Raw genomic sequence first — 18067 nt, 5'->3', positions numbered from 1 at the left:
ATATCACAGAAGACTGTTACCTTTCCCTTGGCGCAGCGGAGGCTGCACCTGACGGGACGATGCGATGAAACCGGAAGACAGACGCCAGGCGATCATGGATGTCCTGATGGAGGCGGGAACAGCCTCCGTCGAGGAACTCGCCCTTCGCTTCGGCGTCAGCAAGATGACGGTTCATCGCGATCTTGACGATCTCGAACAGGCGGGGCTCCTGCGAAAGGTCCATGGCGGCGCTTCCATCCAGTCGAGCCCGCAATTCGAAAGCGATTTCCGCTACCGCGAAAAGATCGCGACGGGCGAGAAGCGCCGCCTTGCGGAACATGCCGCGACGCTGATCGAGCCCGGCCAGAGCATCATCATCGACGACAGCTCGACGGCCGGAGCGATCGCCGGGTTTCTAAGGGATATTCGCCCGCTCACCGTCATCACCAACAATCTCGGCGTCATCGCCGATCTTTCGGGAGCCCCGGGCATCAACCTGATCGCGCTCGGCGGACATTACAGCAAGAAATTCAACGGCTTTTTCGGTGTCGTCACCGAGGAGGCGCTGCGTTCGCTGCGCGCCGACGTGGCCTTCCTGTCGAGTTCGGCCGTCGAGGGCGCGTCAGCGTTCCACCAGGATCAGGAGGTCGTGCAGATCAAGCGCCAGATGGTGAAATCCGCCAGCCGCAAATATCTCCTGGTGGACCACGGCAAGTTCGGCCGGTCGGCCCTGCATTTCCTGACGGGGCTGGAGGCCTTCGACGCGGTGCTGACCGGAAGCGAAGTGTCCGAGGGGAATACGGCGGCGCTTGGTGACGCCGGCGTCAAGCTCGTCAGGATCGACAATCGGAAAATATTGGAGAACGCATGAGCAAGACTGGTCTCTGGGTCGGCACGAGCTGGAAGATGAACAAGACGCTGGCCGAGGCAATGGTCTTCGCCGACGGTCTTGCGGCCGCTGAGGATGGGCGCGATCAGCGGATACAGCGCTTCGTCATTCCTCCGTTCACCGCCGTGCGGCAGGTAAAGGAAAGGCTTAAGGCGACGAGCGTCAAGGTCGGTGCGCAGAACATGCACTGGGACGATGCGGGCGCCTGGACCGGCGAAATTTCTCCGGTCATGCTCAGGGATTGCGATCTCGACATCGTCGAGCTCGGGCACAGCGAGCGGCGGGAGCATTTCGGCGAGACCGACCGCACCGTGGGCTTGAAGACGGCAGCCGCCGTCAAGCATGGGCTCGTGCCGTTGATCTGCATCGGCGAGACTCTCGCCGAACGCGAGGCGGGCGAGGCGGATACGGTCCTGAAGCGCCAGGTGGAAGGCGCCTTTGCCTTTCTCGAAGGCGCGGCGCGGACGGCGCCCGTTCTCCTGGCCTATGAGCCGGTCTGGGCGATCGGCGTCAACGGCATACCGGCCACCGCCGACTATGCGGATGCCCGCCACCGCCGCATTGGCGAAGTCGCCGAGCGTGCACTCGGCGTGAAGGTTCCGGTACTCTATGGCGGCAGCGTCAATCCGCAGAACTGCGAGGAATTGATCCTCCAGCGCCATATCGACGGGCTCTTCATCGGCCGCTCCGCCTGGGACGTGGGCGGCTACCTCGACATTCTGCAACGCGTAGCCCGGGCGATCTGAGCATCGCCGGGTCAGGCAACAACACCTTACGGAAAGGAAACGACATGAAAATCGCGATTGGAGCCGACAGTGCCGGCAAGCCCCTGCTCGACGTCATCGCCGCGCATCTCGCCAAGAGGAGCGATCTCGAAGTCAAGGACCTGAGTCAGACCGGCTACTATGCCGATCTCTCCCGCGATCTGGCGCAGACGATCACGGCCGGCGAAAACGAGCGCGGCATTCTGATCTGCGGTACCGGCATCGGCGTGTGCATCTCGGCCAATAAGGTGCCGGGCATCCGCGCCGCGCTGACCCACGATACCTATTCCGCCGAGCGGGCGGCCAAATCCAACAACGCCCAGATCATCACCATGGGCGCGCGCGTCATCGGCCCGGAACTGGCGAAATCGATCGTCGATACGTGGCTGGCCTCCGAGTTCGACCCCAATGGTCCGTCGGCGGCAAATGTCGAAGCGATCGACCGCCTGGATCAGGCGAAGTAACGGTCGCGAATTCTGCGGCGCGTGCTGATCCTCCCTCATGCGCACGCAGCGAGACGCCCGGCAGCAATGCCGGGTGTTTTCGCTTCTGGAACAGGATTGGTTTTGATCCTGTAGCCTTCCAACCCTAAACGTCGTGATCTGGTACGCGCGGAAAGGTGACCGCGCACGCTACGCCGCGGATCTCAGTCCCACTGCGGCGGCCAGACTCCGTGCGCGCTCCAGGCACGCCGGTTGCTGATCGGCAAACCGCCCGGCGTCGATTTCCATGATCAGCGTCGTGTCCGGAAGGAAGGTCAACTCGGAGAAAATGTCGTCCCAGGCAATGTCGCCCCAGCCGATCGGCAGATGCAGGTCTCCGATGCCGAGTGCGGTCGCCTCTGCCGGATGATAGAAGCGGGTCATGGAATAGGGCAGCCCGAAACTGTCGTGGACATGCAGGTGACCAGTCACCGGCGCCATTGTCCTCAGCTCGTCGCGGAAGTCGAGTCCTCGATGCGTCGCTTCGATATAGGCATGCGAGAAGTCGATGAGCGCGACGACGTTGTCGGAACCGATCGCCCGCACGGTTTCGGCGACCTGCCTCGGCGTCTGCCGATACTGGCCGGTTTCCGTCGTGAAGATGTTTTCAAGCGCGATGCGTACTCCGTACGCTTTTGCGATCTCCGCCATTTCCGCGAGGGCATCGCGTTCCATCCTGTCGAGATCGGCGGCGCTTTCTCCGGGGGCGAGCTGCGCCGCGCCGGAGTGATGAACGAGGATCCCGGCGCCAAGCCGGTCACACAGTTCGAGCATCGCCCTCACGACCTTTTTCTGCAGATGATGATGCTGGCGATCCATGAAGTTGGACAGGATCTGACCGTGCAGCGAGAGCTTTTTGAAGGAATATTTCTTCGTGATGTCGGCGACGCGCCGGACACGGTCTTCGATGATGCGTCCGCCACTGACAATTTCTTCGCCGTAAATTCCGATTTCGCAGGCGTCAGCACCCGTTTCGGCAACTTCGCGTAAGGACGCGTCCAGGCTCGAAAGATCGCCCTTGCCGGTCCGGTTGCAAAAGCCTACGGCGGAAATGATTTCGTTCATTGCGTTTCTCCTTCTCGATGGACGCGATCAGATTGTTTCGAATGCCGGTCGACCGGCGGAAGCAGCGACGGCGCGAGTTTCCAGATCGACCCCGATCCGCCGGCCTGACTCGCGGTCGAAAACGTGCAATTGCGCCAAAGGCAGCTCCAGGTCGATCCAATCACCCGGCCGGACGCGCATTTTCTCGTCGACACAGGCGGCGAAGGGACGGCCATGCAGCTCCGCGTGAATGACGCGGCCGGATCCGAGCTCCTCGACGAACTCGACCCTGATCGCGACGCCGGCTTTTGCTTCGGGCGACACGATGCACTGTTCCGGGCGAATGCCGATCGTGATGTTTCCTGCGCCCAGACGCGCCGCAATCCTCCTGTCGATCGGCAGCTTCGCGCCGGCGAAGGTCAGGCAGGCGTTGCCGACGTCGATCTCGGCATCGAACAGGTTCATGGCCGGCGAGCCGATGAAGGACGCGACGAAGATGCTTGCCGGACGATGGTAGATGTCGAGCGGCTGTCCCACCTGTTCGACGAGGCCCTTGTTCATGACCACCAGCTTGTCAGCGAGCGTCATGGCTTCGACCTGATCATGGGTGACGAAGATGGACGTTGCCGAGAGACGCTGATGCAGCTTCCGGATCTCGGCTCGCATGGTGACGCGCAGTTTGGCGTCGAGATTCGAGAGCGGTTCGTCGAAAAGGAACACGCTCGGTTCGCGGATAATCGCGCGGGCCATGGCAACGCGCTGGCGCTGACCGCCGGAAAGTGCCGCGGGCTTCCGATTGAGATAGTCGGAAAGCCCGACGATCTTCGCTGTTTCCTCGATGCGGCGCAGCCGCTCAGCCTTCGGTATGCCCGCCACCTTCAGGGCATAGCCGATATTTCCGGCGACGGTCATGTGGGGATAGAGGGCGTAGTTCTGGAACACCATGGCACAGCCGCGTTCGCGCGGCTCAAGCCTGTTGACGACCCGCCCGTTGATGGCGATTTCCCCGGCGGTGATTTCCTCCAGCCCCGCGATCATCCTCAGAAGCGTCGATTTCCCGCACCCGGACGGACCGAGGATAACGACGAATTCTCCCGACGCGAAGGCGAGGTCGATGCCATGCAGGGTAGGGACCTTGCCGTAGGACTTGCGCACGGCGCTAATTTGGATGTCAGCCATGAACGCGGGCCTCTCTGTCTGTTTCTGTTTGGGAAATGCGGTTCATTTGTCGGTCGCCACGAGCCCGCGAACGAACCACCGCTGGAGGACGGCAACGACGATGAGCGGGGGCAGCATGATGATCAAGGATCCGGCAAGCGTCACGTTCCAGTCCGGAGTACCGTTTTCGGACGGCAGGAGCGCAATCAGCGACATCATCGTGGTCTTGTATTGAGGGTCCGTCACCATCAGGAGCGGCCAGAGATACTGGTTCCACCCATAGACGAACATGATCGTGGTCAAAGCGAGCATGTTCGTGCGCGACAGCGGCAGCAGCATATCGATGAAGAAGCGGATCGCACCCGACCCGTCCATCCGCGCCGCCTCTGCCAGTTCGTCGGGCAGGGTCAGGTAGAACTGGCGGTAGAGGAACGTTCCGGTCGCGGTCGCGATCAGGGGCAGCGTGAGGCCGGCATAGGAGTTGAGAAGGTTCCAGTCGACCGAGACTTCGAAGCCCGTTACTGCGGAGATCAGAAGCCGGACAGGTTGGAACGGATCGGCAGCGACGGCATAGGTGGGCACCACGCGCACTTCCAGCGGCAACATCAGGGTAATGAACACCATCCAGAAGAAGAAGCCCTTCAGCGGGGTTCGGAAGAAGACGATGGCGAAGGCCGTCAGCGCCGATAGGGCCACTTTGCCGATCGTGACGAGGCTGGCCATGACCAAACTGTTCAGCATCGCCGTCCCGAGATTGGCGCGCTCCCATGCGGCGCTCATGTTCTCGATCAGGCGATCCTGCGGCAGAAGACTGAAGGGTACGGCGTTTACTTGCTGAAAGGTCTGGCTGGCGCCCGACACGATCACGATGAAAGGGCCGATCAGCAGCAGGAAGCCGAAGATCATCACGCCATAGGTGAGGGCGTTGGCGAAAGGTGTCCGCTGTATCATGTGAGCCTCACTTGTAATGGACCTGGCGCTCGATGAAGCGGAACTGGATGAAGGTGAAGATCATGATGAGACCGATGAGGACGAGGCTTTGCGCCGACGCGCCGGAATAGTTCAAGCCGCGGAATGCCTCCTCGACGATGCGGTACACCATCACATCCGTGCCGTGGTTCGGCCCGCCCTCCGTCGTTCGGTCTACGATGCCGTAGGTGTCGGCCCCGACGAATCCCTCGGTCATCATGATGACCAGCAGGAAGAAGAGCGTCGGCGCCAGCATGGGTACCTGGATATCGACCGCACGGCGGACGGGGCCGGAGCCGTCCATGGCGGCAGCCTCGATAAGCGAACGGGGGACCGACTGAAGGCCGGCGAGAAGGAAGATGAATGTGTAGCCCGCCCATTTCCACGCAAAGACGACGATGACGAGAATCAGGGCGTGGCTGCCGTATTTGGCCGGGTTCCAGAAATCCGGGAAAGCCGCGTTGACCGATGCCATCAGTCCGCGCTCCGGCGACAGGATAAAGCGGAAAGCCATGCCTGCGGCCGGGCCTGCAATCGCATAAGGCAGAATGTACAGAAACCGGAACGGAGCTGAGGCCGGCAATTGCCGATCGACCGCAAGCGCAAGAACGAGGCCGATGAAGATGGTGGCCAAGGTGCCGCAAAGGGCGAATGCCAGGCTGATACCGACGGAGTTCCAGTAGAGCGGATCGGCGAAAACCTCCTGGAAGTTGGCAAGGCCGACGAATTCCGCGGCGCCCCCGAACGGCGGCTCCAATGTGAACGCCCATCGCAGCACGGCGACTGCTGGCCAATAGAAAAACAGCAGGATCAGGATGATCTGCGGCAGGGCGAATAGGCTTGGCAGCCACCAGCTGCGAAAGGCCGCACGCTTGTCCATAGCTTCGATTTCCGATGTGCAGGAAGAAAATCGGGGCCTGCCGACGTCACGGCAGGCCCCGGATCGGATCAGATCTAGTTCAGCGTCTGTCCGGCGTAGGTCTTCTCAAAACGGCGCAGGACGGCATTGCCGCGTTCAACGGCCCTGTCGAGTTCCGTCTGCACGTCCGCGTTCTGCATGAAGATCGCTTCGAGGGCGGTCGCGAGTTCCTTGCGGACTTGCGTGAAGCCACCGAGGCGAATGCCGCGGGTGTTCTCCGAGGTCGGAGTAAAGGACAGGCTCTCGATGGCGAGCTCGCGTCCCTTGTAGGGTGCCTTGTCGTAGAACCCGTTTGACTTCATGGCGTCGAACCCGGTCCTGGTCACCGGGATATATCCGGTTACCGTGGACCACCACTCGGCCATTTCGGGTGTCGCGAGATAGTTGAGGAAGGCGGCCGCGCCCTTGTACTCCGCTTCCGGACGGCCGGCGAGCACCCAGAGCGACGCGCCGCCGACGAGAGAATTCTGCCGCTCGGTGCCGTTCCATACGGGCAGCATGGCGACGTCCCACTTCACCCCCTCGGGAAGGGACTTGCCGACGGTGCCATGGTCGGCGATCGAGGTCTGTATCATCTGGCAGGTCTGCGACGTGAAGGCCGGGACGAGATCCATGCCGAGCTGCTTGGTCTTGACCACGAACAGCTTCTCGTCTGCCATTTTCTTGAAGAACTTCACATGGTCCACGAACCTGGTCCTGTTGACGACCAGCTCGGCATCCAGCCCGTTGTAGCCATTCCCCCTGGTGGCGATCGGCTGGTTGTGGATGGCCGAAAACTGCTCCATGAGCTGCCAGGTATCGAAGTTGAAGGCGAGCGGGCATTCGTATCCGGCTGCCTTCAATTTGCGGGCCGCTGCCTCGACCTGTTCCCACGTGTCCGGCTTGAAATCGACGCCGGCCTTCTCGAAGGCGTCGACATTGTAGTAGAACATCGCAGTCGAGGAGTTGAACGGGAAGGAGTTCAGTTCTCCCTTTGCCGTCGCATAATAATTGGCGATGCCGCCGAAATAATTGTTCCAATCGATGCTGTAGCCGTTGTCGGCCATCAGCTTCCTGGCGGGCACGAATGCACCCGAAAGCATCATGTCCAGAGTGCCGGCATCGTAGATCTGGGTGATTGCCGGCTGCTTCTTCGCGCGGTAGGCAGCAATCGTGTTCTGCAGGGTCGCGTCGTATCCGTTTTGCGAGGTGCAGACGATCTCGAATTCGGTCTGGCTGTCGTTGAACTTCTTGCAGGCATCCTGGACACGTTCCCCAAGATCGCCCGAAAGGCCGTACCAGAACTCAAACTTCGTCTTTTCGGCTGCAGCCGCCGGCGAGCCAGGCGCGATGCCTGCGACCAAGCCGATGATAAGGGACGTAGTGACGGAGATTCTCATTGCAAAGCGCTCCCTGCAGATTGTTGGCATGAATGAAGCCGAGCGCTTGCTACCAGTTGAGTGTGACAGTCGTTGCCGATCTACATGATGGAAAAATGAAAGTTTGATCGCGGGACGAGGCGGCCCCCCTCAACTCGCCGCCGCGACCTTCGCCCCGCCTGCGGGGAGGTGCCGGCAGGCGGATGAGGTGGAAATGCCGCCCGTCACCACTTCTTGCTGAGCTTCAGCGTGAAGGTCCTGCTTTCGCCATAGCCGCAGGTCAGGAGACCCTGGCAGCCCGCGACATAGTCCTTGTCGAACAGGTTGGCGACGTTGAGCGACGCCGTCCAGTCGTTCTTCTCGTAGCGGATGGCGGCATCTACGAGCGTCGCCGCCGGGACCTTCTTCGTATTCGCGGCGTCCGCCCAGGACTCGCCCTGGCGGCGCACGCCCGCACCGAGGCTCATGCCTTCGAACGCGCCGTCGGTCACGGTGTAGTCGAGCCACAGAGCGGCCTGAGTCTCGGGTATGAGATAGGGCGACTTGCCGAGCAGCGACGGATTGGTGTCTTCCGTGATCTCCAGATCGGTATAGCTGAAAGCCGAGACGATCTTCCAGTTTTCGTCGATATTCACCTTGCCCTCGAGCTCGAAACCGCGGGAGCGCACCTCGCCGAGCTGTGTGGAAACACCGAGTGTGTCGGTCACCTGGACGTTCTGCTTGGTTATCTCGAAGACCGAGGCGGTGAACAAACCATCGATAAACGTCGGCTCGTATTTGATCCCCGCTTCGTATTGGTAGCCTTCTTCGGGCTTCAGGGGCACCAGCGTCGTGACCGCGGGATCCGGGTTCGAGTCGCGCGAGCCCACGAGCGGATTGAAGAATGTCGCTAAGCTCAAATAGGGCGTAACGCCGCTTTCGAACTCGTAGGCAAGGCCGGCCCGGCCGCTGAGCGCTCCGTCGTCATATCCGAAGTTCGAAGGTGCGGCCCAGGCCGTGGCGCCGTTCCTGAGGTCGGTGTCCACATAGTCGTATCGCCCGTTGAGCGTGGCCAGCCAACCGTCGCCGAAGCGCACCTGATCCTGAGCATAGATGCCGATCTGCTGCTGCGTGAAAACCTGGTTGATGTAGACGGATTTCGGGCCCTGCGGCACACCGTAAACCGGATCGGTCGGGCTGATCGGTGTTGCGCCTCCCGAGGCGCCGATGTGGTCCAGTCGGTAATATTTGTATTCCAGGCCGGCGAGGAAGGTGTGGCTCGTGGAGCCGAGATCGAATTCCGTCTCGGCGCGGTTGTCGATCGCAAAGCTGTCGACTTTCGAGGTGGCCTCGAAACCGATGCGGTTCAGGAGGTAGTCCGGAGCGATCGGATCGACATTGCCGAAGCCCGGGCCGACATAGCCGTAGGGATACGGATAGTTCTCGTGTTTGTGGAGATGGGCATAGCGGGCGTTCTGCGTGAACTTCCAGCCGTTGTCGAAGTCGTGCGTGAACTCGTAGCCGACCATCTGCTGGGCGTAGGTTCCTTCGTCCATGTCCGGCTCGCCGAAATAGGCGTCGCGGTCGATCTTGCCGTAGGGAGCATCGACCACGGTTCCGACATAGGGCAGGAAGCCGTTGCCCACATGAACCTGGTCCAGACCCTGGAGCAGGCCGAAGACGGTCAGGCTGGTCGCGTCGTCGGGTGCATAGGTTACCTGAGGAAGGATGAAACCGCGCAGGTCCTCGGAATAGTCCGAATAGTTGTCGCCGCCGGCGACCTTTCCGGTCAGGCGGTAGCGAACCGTTCCGTCATCGTTCAGCTTGTCGTTGATGTCGAAGCCGGTGAAGGCGTTGCCGTCGCTGTTGATGCCGACTTCGGTGTAATAGAGCGGCTCATCGAGCGGACGCTTGCTGATCAGATTGATGATGCCGCCCGGATTGGACCCGCCATAGAGCACGGAGGCCGGGCCCTTCAGCACCTCGATCCGCTCCAGCATGAAGGGGTCGATCTGGAAATTGCCGAAACCGAAGCTGAAGAGCGGCAAGCCGTCGAGGAAGAGGCCGGTCTGGGCCGCATCGAAGCCGCGGATGTAGAACCAGTCCGTGTCGGGATCGGTGCCGAAAGGTGCCGACGTGACGCCCGGCGTATAGCGCAAGGCCTCGTCGACCTTGTTGACCACGGCGCGATCGTCCAGTTCCTCGCGGCCGACGACGGAGACCGACTGGGGGATTTCGTTGAGCGGCGTGGCGGTCTTCGACCCGGTTGCGGTCGCCTTTGCGACGTAGCCGTCCACCGGTCCGCTCGCGTTGGCGCCCGTCGCATTGCCGCCCTCGACGACGATTCGCTCGAGCTGCGTGGCGTTTCCCTCCTGCGCCAGCGCCATTCCGCTCATCATCAGCGGCGCGAGCGCTGCTCCGCTCGCCAGAAGAGTCTTCAGATGCGCCCCGCGAATCCTGCACTTCATCTCATTCATGCCCCGAAAAATCGGCCGGCCCCGCGTTGCCCCGCGTGACCGGCACCGTCGACAATAAGATGAGTGTCTAGATCAACTATTTTGGCGGCGCTTGTCCCGATATCGGGAAATTGAACGATTTTGGGCAAAAACTGCGCGCTGCCGGCGGACTGGTCAGGCGGTGTGACTTTTCTTCCAGAAGGCCGGAGTCGTGCCGACTGCCTTGCGAAACACACGGGTGAAGTGCGCCTGATCGGCAAAGCCCGTCTCGGCGGCAATCGAGGTCAGCGGGGCGTCGCTCCTGAGCAGCATCTGCTTTGCCCGTTCGACCCGCGCATTGATGTGCCACTGGTGAGGCGCGACACCCGTCGAAGCTTTGAAGGCGTGACTGAAATGCGATTGGGAGAGGCCCGTGAGGTCGGCGAGTTCCTCGAGCCGGACATTACGGGCGAAATTCTCCTCGATGAAATCGACGGCCCGCCGCAATTGCCACGCCGCAAGCTGGCTGCGCTTGCGGCCGCTTCGCTTGCCGATCTTCATGAGATCGATGAAAAGCGCCACCGTGAGGCCGTCGCCGTAAAGATCGTGGAGGGGCTGGGAATTGAGGCACTCGGCTGCGATCAGGCCGGCGATCGTGAGGAAGCGTTGGTCCTGGAACATCAGCCGGGGCGTCTCGATTGCCGCGGCGTCCAGGTCTTCCTTCAGGCGTCTGCCGAGCGCATCGATGTCGAAGTGAAGATCGAGATGCCGGATGTAATGGATGTCGACGACATCGGTCCAGAGCTCCATTCCGGCCGGGATATAGGAGAGGGCCTGCCGATGGTAGTTCTGGACGGCACCCTCGCCGTTTGCGGCGAGCTTCACCCTGCAATTGCCGCCGCCCTTGGCGTCGAGCACGATGAACATGCGGGGGTCCTCGGCGATATAATAGCCGCCCGCATGCGGAACGCATTCCACATCCCAGACGTCCGCGACCACACCATTCCACTCTCTGCGGTTGAGGCCGCCGATAATCGAAAACCCGCTGATCCTGTTCTGCATGCGCGGCTGAAATGTCATCGTCGCTTTCTCCGGTCCTGCCGGCTTGCCAAGCCCGACCGCAGTAATCCTTCAGGTGTTGTTCAAGTTTGTTATCGCGGATCGCGTGGGGTTTCAATCGCTTCAGTGTGAAGGCGCGGCCGATGCCGACCGCGCCCTTTTTCTGAATGGAATTGGTACATCTGCGCCTCTCGGGTTTAGCCCCGGGGAGAGGGGCAGCACCGTTTCAGGCGTCGACCAGCGCGAGCTTCGCACGCGCATCGAGAATCTGCGCGCAGGCATTCGCGGCTTCCTCGCCCTTGACGACGAAATGGTCGCGGAAGAAGGCGATCAGAGGCTCGCTTTCCTGGAAGTTGTGGGGTGTCAGGACCGCGGAGAGCACCGGCACGCCGGTATCGAGCTGGACGCGCATCATGCCGTCGAGCACCGTCCCGGCGACGAAGTCGTGGCGATAGATGCCGCCATTGACGACGAAGGCGGTGCCGAGGATCGCCGCGTAGCGGCCGGTCCTGGCGAGCGCCTGCGCATGCAGCGGGATTTCGAGCGCTCCCGGCACGTCGAAGATCTCGACATCGGCGGCGCTGCCGCCGAGTTTCGTCCATTGCGCAATGAAGGCGTCGACGCAACGATCGACGATATCGGCGTGCCAGCGGGCGCGGACGATGGCGATCTTGGCGGAGGGATGGGAAAGTATGGTCATGGTCTCAAGCCTTTCAGGGTTGGCATTTTCCAATGATCCCGTCGGGCGAACATGCATGTGCGAAGACCCCGGGGAGGGGCGACGCCTCTGCTTGCTCTCTTCCATCCGGACTATAACCGTCGGCTCCGGAATTCGACCGGATCTGCTGACCTTCGCACGAAAATGCGAAGCGCTCGCGGGCTTCGACCACCGACCATTCCCGATCCTGTGTTCGCTACCGCCGGTGGGGAATTTCACCCCGCCCTGAGAACGCTTGCGACTATAGCGGCTGTTTCGCCGCCGTCAAATCTGTGCTGCGACGTGAAAGCGAAAAATCACGACAGAATTTTCCAAGGATTTCGCGCCCCTGAACAATTCATTCCCGCCGGTCTATTCGCGGATGACGAGCAGGTCCTTTGCCGCGAAGCGCAGCGTGACGCTCTCGCCGGCGACCGGTGGGGTCATGCCCGGATCGTTGAACATATCGAAGGAGATGATGTCTTCGCCGACCCGCAGCTTGGTGCGGATGACGGAGCCGAGAAAACTCCTCGATACGACTTGGCCCGGAAGTGCGGTATCGCCCCTGGCGCCCTCGGCGATTGAGCCTGCTTCCGGCCTGAGTGCCAGCGAAATGCTGTCGCCGCCCTTTGCCCCGGTTATCGGCTCTTTCAGCGAAATCCGCTGCCCGCCTATGGTGACCGCGCCGCTGGCGGGATCGGCCACCTTGCCCTCGATGATGTTGAGTGTGCCGACGAAGGAGGCGACGAATCGTGTGGCCGGGGTGTTGTAGATCTCGAAAGGGGTGCCGATCTGATCGGCGCGGCCGGCATTCATGACGACGATCCGGTCGGAGATCGACAGTGCCTCCTCCTGGTCGTGCGTCACGAATACCGTGGTGATGCCGAGCTGCTGCTGAATCTGCCGGATCTCCTCCCGCAGTGAGATGCGGATTTTTGCATCGAGCGCGGAGAGCGGTTCGTCGAGGAGCAGCACCTGCGGCTTGACGGCGAGGGCGCGGGCAAGCGCCACGCGCTGCTGCTGTCCGCCGGACAATTGATAGGGGAAGCGGTCCGCCAGATGCTCGAGCTTGATCAGTCCGAGCATCTGCTTCACCCGTGCCTCGATCTCCGTTTTGCAGGCGCCGGCGACCTTGAGGCCGAAGGCGACATTGTCGTGAACATTCATGTTGGGAAAGAGTGCGTAGGCCTGGAACACCATGCCGATATTGCGCTGGTTGGGCTTGAGCGTGCCCTGGTCCTTGCCGTCGATGAAGATCGAGCCGCCGGACGGCGTTTCGAAGCCGGCGATCATGCGCAGGATGGTCGTCTTGCCGCAGCCGGAGGGGCCGAGGAAGGAGACGAACTCGCCCTTGTCGATCCCCATGTCGAAATTATGCACGACCTGAACCGGGCCGAAGGATTTCTGGATGTTGGTCAGTTGCAGGAATGCCATGTGATCAAGCCTTGGCCGGAGCGGATTTCTGGAAGCGCGATACGAGCTGGATCAATCCCATGCTGAGCCAGGTGATCGCGAATGCGATGACGGCGAGCGCCGAAGGCTCGTAGGCCTTGTTGGCGCCGACAAGCTGCAGATAGGGGCCGAAGGCCGGGCGGTTGAGCAGCGCCGCCATGGTGAATTCGCCCATGACGATCGCGAAGGTGATGAAGGCACCGGAAAGCACGCCGCTCATCACATTCGGGAAAATGCAGCGGAAGAGGATGGTCGGCCATTTGGCGCCGAGGCTTTCCGCGGCCTCCGTCAGCGTTCTGACATCGATGGCCCGCATCGCCGTGTCGACGGCGCGGTACATATAGGGAAGCGACAGCGTCATGTAGGAGAACATCAGGAGCGCGTTGGTGCCGGAAGTGGAGCCGGTCAGCGGCAGGAACGAGGACGAATTATAGAGTCTGAGATAGCCGAAGACGATGACGATCGCCGGAATGACGAGCGGCAGCAGCGTGATGAACTCGATGACGGGGCGGACCTGGGGCAGGCGCAGCCGCACCCAATAGGCGGTCGGCACCACCAGCAGCATGCCGAAGATGATCGTGAAAAACGCCATCAGCATCGAATAGCCGAAGGTCTCGCGAAACTGGAAGTCGGAGAAGACCGACCGGTAAGCGTCGAAGGAATAGGCATCGCGGCGCATGCGCAGCGAGAATTCCAGCGTGCCGAGCAGCGGAACGATGAAATAGCTCGCCCCGATGGCGATGGCGATCCAGGCACCGAGACGTCTTGCTTTCATTTCTGCCACCGTTCGGCGCGCATCCGCAGCCAGATGTAGAGAATATTGGAGATGCCGGTGATGACGATCATGCCGAGCGCCAGCGCATAGCCGAGGTTCGGATTATGGAGCACGTCGCCGCGGATCTGCGCATAGAGCAGGATCGGCACGATATTGAGCGAACTGCCGGTCAGCGCGTAGGCGGTGGCGATCGCGCCGAAGGCGTTGGCGAAGAGCAGGAGCGTCGTGCCGAGCAGGCTCGGCCAGAGGATCGGCAGCGCCACCATGCGCCAGTATTGCCAGGTGGAGGCGCCGAGAATTTCGGAAGCTTCGCGCCATTCCTTCTTCATGCCGTCGAGCGCCGGCGTAAGGATCAGCACCATCAGCGGGATCTGGAAATACATGTAGGTGATGGTGAGGCCGAGGAAGCTCAGGAGATTGAAGCCCGTCGAATAGAGATTGAAGCCGAACCAGTCGCGCAGAAACGCGGTGACGAGTCCGGTGCGGCCGAGGGTCGCGAGAAACGCGAAGGCGAGCGGAACGCCCGCGAAGTTGGAGGCGACGCCGGAAAAGGTGAGGAGCCCGGAGCGAATCCAGCCCGGCAGCCCGCCAAGCACGATCGCCCACGCGAGGAAAAAGCCGATGAGCGCGCCGCCGAGCGAGGAGGCGACCGATACGCGGATCGAAATCCAGTAGGCGGAGAGGATCGAGGGCGTGAAGAGATCGCCGATATTCTTGAAGGTGAACTCGCCTGCAGGCGTGAGGAAGGCCCCGGTGACGAGATAGAGCGTCGGAACGACCAGGAACATCAGCGCGAAAATCATGAAGGGCGCGATGCCCAGCCAGTCGATGATCGCTCGCTTGCTGATCAGGGGTGCTGCTGCTGTTGTCGTGGTCATAAAGCTTTCGGCTGTCCCGGCGTCGGAGGAAAATGACCTCCCCGCCACGTACGAGGCGGGGAGGTACGCAATGGCGGTTACTGCACGCTCGCGCCGACGACGCTGTCCCACTTGGTGGTGATCGCTTCCTTGCCCTTGGCCTGCTCGTCGAGTGTCGGGAACACGGCCTTTTCGTAGGATGCGGCTGGCGGCAGCTTGTCGAGCATTTCCTGCGGAACCTTGCCGTTCTTGACGAGGTCGTTGAAGCGGATCGGGTGGCAGTAGCCCTTCAGCCAGCCGAGCTGACCTTCGTCCGAGTAAAGATATTCCATCCAGAGCTTGGCGGCGTTCGGATGCGGAGCGAAGGCAGAGATCGCCTGCACGTAGACGCCGGCGACGACGCCGGAGGCCGGGACGACGACTTCGACCGGCGGGTTGCCGTTCAGGCTGTCGCGCCAGGAGAGACCGTTATAGTCCCAGGCGATGATGATCGGCGTCGAGCCTTGCGCGAGCGAGGCGGACTTGCCGATGACCGGGACGAAGTTGCCGGCCTTGTTGACCTCGGCGAAGAAGGCCAGGCCCGCTTCCCCGGCCTTTGCCGCATCCGTTTCGCCGGCCGCGAGGCCGGCGGCGTAGACCGCCTGCACCGCCTGGTTGGATGCGCGCGGATCGCCGGCGAGGGCGACCGAGTTCGCATAGTCGGACTTCTTGAGGTCCGCCCAGTCCTTCGGCACGTCCTTGACGATATCGGTGTTCACCACGAAGGAGAGAACGCCGTAATAGTCGCCGTACCAATAGCCTTCCGGATCCTTGGCCGTGTCCGGAATCGTGTCCCAGGTAGAGACCTTGTAGGGCTGAATCAGGCCTTCGGCCTTGGCCGAGGGGCCGAAAGAGAGGCCGACGTCGATGACGTCGGGGGCCTGCGGGCCGGTGTTGCCCTTGTTGGCCTTGATCGCCTCGATCTCGTCTCCGGAGCCCGCATCCGGGTTCAGTTCGTTGACTTCGAGGCCGTATTTGGCCTTGAAGCCGGCGATCACGTCGCCGTACCCGCACCAATTGTGCGGGAGCGCGATTGTCGTCAGCGTGCCTTCCTTCTTGGCGGCTGCGATGAGCTCTTCGCTCGGCTCGGCAACGGCTACTGCCGTCGTTGCGAGCAGCATGGCGGTCGAAAGCGAGAGCAGGCGTTGAGTCCTTGAAATCACTGGCGTTCTCCTTATTGGGTTTTCGTTCAATTTCGCCGATGCAGTTAAAGATATGCGATGAAGCTTATGTGACAGGCCTTGTCCCGTCTGCGGCAGATATGTCGGTTTCGGAGCAATCCGCCCCGGTTGCATTCGAATGTCGCCTGAATGCTCTTCCATCAGGGAATTCAAGCCGCCGGAGCCCTCCTAGACCGGCTTGCGGAAAATGCGGGTGGAATCGAACAGGCCCTCCAGCGTCCTCATCCGGTCCCGGGTTTGGTCCCAGTTCGAGCTCTGTACCGCCTCGATCAGCGCCTCCACGAGGAAGAGCAGCATGACGGAACTGTCCCATGCGGAGGGAACCTCGATCCGGGCGCGGAAGACCTTCGATGAAGACTTGGCGACCGGAGAGCCCCACTGGTCCGTGAAGAGGATGATCTCGACGCCGCGGTCTCGGGCGGAGCGGGCGAGCGTTTCCATCTCCTGCTCGTAACGGCGGATGTCGAACAGGATGAGGACGTCTCCCGGGCGCATGTCCAGCACGTAATGCGGCCACGAACTCGGGTTCGCGGCGATCTGCGTCACGCCGGTTCGGATGACCTGAAGATGAGTGAAGAGGTAATCCGCGAGAGAGCGGGTGATGCGCCCGCCGACGAGATAGACCCTGCGCTTCAAATCGGCAACGAGTGCGGCGGCCGTGTCGAACTCCGCGGGCTCGATCTGCGACAGCGTCTGGCGCATGTTTCCCATGACCGCGTCGGCGAAGCGGTTGAGCGTATGGGTTCCCGGCGCGCTGGCCGCCCAGCGGTCGTGCTTGGCGATCGGATTGGAGATCGTTGCCTCGAGCTCCTGATGAAGCCGTGCCTGAAAGTCCGGGAAGCCGCGAAAACCGAGCTTCTGAACCATGCGGGCAACCGTCGGCGTCGAAACGCCGGCGTTCTCTGCTACGGTGGTGATCGAGCCGAGACCGGAGACCGGGTAATTGTCGAGAAGTGTCTCCGCCAATTGCTTTTCGGCGCGCGTCAGCGCGGCGAAATGTGCGTTGATCACATCCGACACCGTCATGGAAGCCGTGTTGCCGTTCAATGTCGTCCCCTTGGCCGGTCTTTGCCAGCTTGCCGGAAATTAAACATCGCTGTCACAATCGGAGTCAATCGCAATTTTGAAAAGATCGTTTCAGTTTTCCATTGACACGTGCCGATTCGTGAAGAATTCTCTTCACAACCATCGTCTGACGAGGCATTGGGGGCCGGTTTTGACGGGACTTTTGACTGAGGCAGAGGGCGACCCGGTCGCGATCGAGAACGCCGAAGCGAAGGGAGAATTCCTCTTCGTCTGCGAGCATGCCTCGAACCGGATGCCCGAGCGGCTGGGAACGCTCGGCCTTTCGAAGGAGGCGCTCGAGAGTCATGTCGCCTGGGATCCCGGCGCACTGGCAGTCTCCCGATTGCTCTCCGAAAAGCTTGACGGCACGGTCATCCATCAACGTTTTTCCCGGCTCGCCTATGACTGCAACAGGCCGCCGGAGTCTGACGCGGCGATGCCTGTCCTCAGCGAGGTCTATGACGTGCCCGGCAACAGGACCATGTCGGCGGCGGAGCGGCGTTCGCGGGTGGAGGAGATCTATCTGCCGTTTCAGGAGGCGGTGACGCGCGCGGTCGCAGACCGCAAGGCCGCAGGCAGGCGGCCGGTTCTCGTGACCATGCATAGTTTCACGCCGATCTATTTCGGGAAGCCGCGGACAGTCGAGTTAGGCATTCTGCACGACGCCGACAGCCGGCTCGCGGACCGCATGCTTGCCGCCGCAGCCATCGGCGAGGCGGGTTACGACGTCCGCCGCAACGAGCCTTACGGGCCGGCCGACGGTGTGACGCACAGCCTGATCGAGTACGGCGTCCGCTTTGGCGTGCCGAATGTCATGATCGAGATCCGCAACGATCTCATCCGCGATAAACTCGGCCAAAGGGTCATGGCCGATTATCTGGCGGGGCTGCTCGCGAAGAGCGTGGCTGCCCTTCCGGCGCACTAAAAGACCCTGGGGGAGCGGCAAAGCCGCGGTGCTGCTCCGGT

General features: G+C 61.7%; 17 protein-coding genes and 1 riboswitch. Of the genes, 4 read left to right on the top strand and 13 right to left on the bottom strand.

Annotation, left to right across the window (positions count from 1 at the left end):
* Positions 1–64 precede the first annotated feature (64 nt).
* From ACTJKL_RS01560 to derI, 3 genes are read left to right on the top strand one after another with little or no spacing between them, the layout of a single operon-like run.
* Positions 65–850: a DeoR/GlpR family DNA-binding transcription regulator gene (locus ACTJKL_RS01560; protein WP_275597623.1), complete on the top strand. Its 786-nt coding sequence runs from the start codon at positions 65–67 to the stop codon at positions 848–850.
* Positions 847–1614: a triose-phosphate isomerase gene (locus ACTJKL_RS01555; RefSeq protein WP_440852005.1), complete on the top strand. Its 768-nt coding sequence runs from the start codon at positions 847–849 to the stop codon at positions 1612–1614. Before ACTJKL_RS01560 ends, ACTJKL_RS01555 begins: the two co-directional genes overlap by 4 nt.
* 44 nt (positions 1615–1658) lie before the next feature.
* On the top strand, positions 1659–2096 hold the full coding sequence (gene derI / locus ACTJKL_RS01550) for a D-erythrulose-4-phosphate isomerase (RefSeq protein WP_003537271.1): 438 nt from the start codon (positions 1659–1661) through the stop codon (positions 2094–2096).
* A gap of 168 nt (positions 2097–2264) precedes the next feature.
* Here derI and ACTJKL_RS01545 read toward each other — a convergent pair whose 3' ends face one another.
* The 13 genes from ACTJKL_RS01545 to ACTJKL_RS01485 all read right to left on the bottom strand — a co-directional run bounded on the left by ACTJKL_RS01545 (position 2265) and on the right by ACTJKL_RS01485 (position 17083).
* On the bottom strand, positions 2265–3179 hold the full coding sequence (locus ACTJKL_RS01545; protein ID WP_100671738.1) for a sugar phosphate isomerase/epimerase family protein: 915 nt from the start codon (positions 3177–3179) through the stop codon (positions 2265–2267).
* 27 nt (positions 3180–3206) lie between these two features.
* On the bottom strand, positions 3207–4337 hold the full coding sequence (locus tag ACTJKL_RS01540; RefSeq protein ID WP_440852004.1) for an ABC transporter ATP-binding protein: 1131 nt from the start codon (positions 4335–4337) through the stop codon (positions 3207–3209).
* Between the two features lie 42 nt (positions 4338–4379).
* The gene (locus tag ACTJKL_RS01535) at positions 4380–5267 is read right to left on the bottom strand and encodes an ABC transporter permease subunit (RefSeq protein ID WP_440852003.1); all 888 of its coding nucleotides are present in this window, start codon (positions 5265–5267) and stop codon (positions 4380–4382) included.
* Between the two features lie 7 nt (positions 5268–5274).
* Entirely contained in the window at positions 5275–6165 is an 891-nt protein-coding gene (locus ACTJKL_RS01530; RefSeq protein WP_100671735.1) for a carbohydrate ABC transporter permease, read from the bottom strand.
* Between the two features lie 74 nt (positions 6166–6239).
* Positions 6240–7583, bottom strand: coding sequence for an extracellular solute-binding protein (locus ACTJKL_RS01525; RefSeq protein ID WP_440852002.1), 1344 nt, complete (start codon positions 7581–7583; stop codon positions 6240–6242).
* 203 nt (positions 7584–7786) lie between these two features.
* On the bottom strand, positions 7787–10018 hold the full coding sequence (locus tag ACTJKL_RS01520; RefSeq protein ID WP_440852001.1) for a TonB-dependent siderophore receptor: 2232 nt from the start codon (positions 10016–10018) through the stop codon (positions 7787–7789).
* Positions 10019–10171: 153 nt separating this feature from the next.
* Positions 10172–11056 carry a helix-turn-helix domain-containing protein gene (locus tag ACTJKL_RS01515; RefSeq protein ID WP_440852000.1) on the bottom strand — a complete coding sequence of 295 codons (885 nt, stop codon included), beginning with the start codon at positions 11054–11056 and terminating at the stop codon, positions 10172–10174.
* Positions 11057–11261: 205 nt separating this feature from the next.
* Positions 11262–11735 carry a 6,7-dimethyl-8-ribityllumazine synthase gene (locus ACTJKL_RS01510; protein ID WP_440851999.1) on the bottom strand — a complete coding sequence of 158 codons (474 nt, stop codon included), beginning with the start codon at positions 11733–11735 and terminating at the stop codon, positions 11262–11264.
* Positions 11736–11824: 89 nt separating this feature from the next.
* Positions 11825–11990, bottom strand: a riboswitch (FMN riboswitch).
* A gap of 114 nt (positions 11991–12104) precedes the next feature.
* On the bottom strand, positions 12105–13166 hold the full coding sequence (locus ACTJKL_RS01505) for an ABC transporter ATP-binding protein (protein WP_440851998.1): 1062 nt from the start codon (positions 13164–13166) through the stop codon (positions 12105–12107).
* 4 nt (positions 13167–13170) lie between these two features.
* Positions 13171–13959: an ABC transporter permease gene (locus ACTJKL_RS01500; RefSeq protein ID WP_018095499.1), complete on the bottom strand. Its 789-nt coding sequence runs from the start codon at positions 13957–13959 to the stop codon at positions 13171–13173.
* A complete protein-coding gene (locus ACTJKL_RS01495; protein ID WP_440851997.1) occupies positions 13956–14837 on the bottom strand; it encodes an ABC transporter permease in 882 nt (293 codons plus the stop codon). Before ACTJKL_RS01495 ends, ACTJKL_RS01500 begins: the two co-directional genes overlap by 4 nt.
* Before the next feature lie 77 nt (positions 14838–14914).
* Positions 14915–16018, bottom strand: coding sequence for an ABC transporter substrate-binding protein (locus ACTJKL_RS01490; RefSeq protein ID WP_324762043.1), 1104 nt, complete (start codon positions 16016–16018; stop codon positions 14915–14917).
* A gap of 186 nt (positions 16019–16204) precedes the next feature.
* Complete coding sequence (locus tag ACTJKL_RS01485; protein WP_275597631.1) at positions 16205–17083, bottom strand: MurR/RpiR family transcriptional regulator; 879 nt, start codon at positions 17081–17083, stop codon at positions 16205–16207.
* A gap of 169 nt (positions 17084–17252) precedes the next feature.
* On the opposite strand from ACTJKL_RS01485, the gene ACTJKL_RS01480 reads away from it, so the two are divergent.
* Complete coding sequence (locus ACTJKL_RS01480; RefSeq protein ID WP_440851996.1) at positions 17253–18026, top strand: N-formylglutamate amidohydrolase; 774 nt, start codon at positions 17253–17255, stop codon at positions 18024–18026.
* Positions 18027–18067: the final 41 nt, after the last annotated feature.

This window comes from Sinorhizobium sp. 22678 (assembly GCF_052044265.1).
Taxonomy (GTDB): Bacteria; Pseudomonadota; Alphaproteobacteria; order Rhizobiales; family Rhizobiaceae; genus Sinorhizobium; species Sinorhizobium meliloti_A.
Note: the sequence above shows the minus strand (reverse complement) of the source record. Positions and strands in the feature narration are given on the sequence as shown.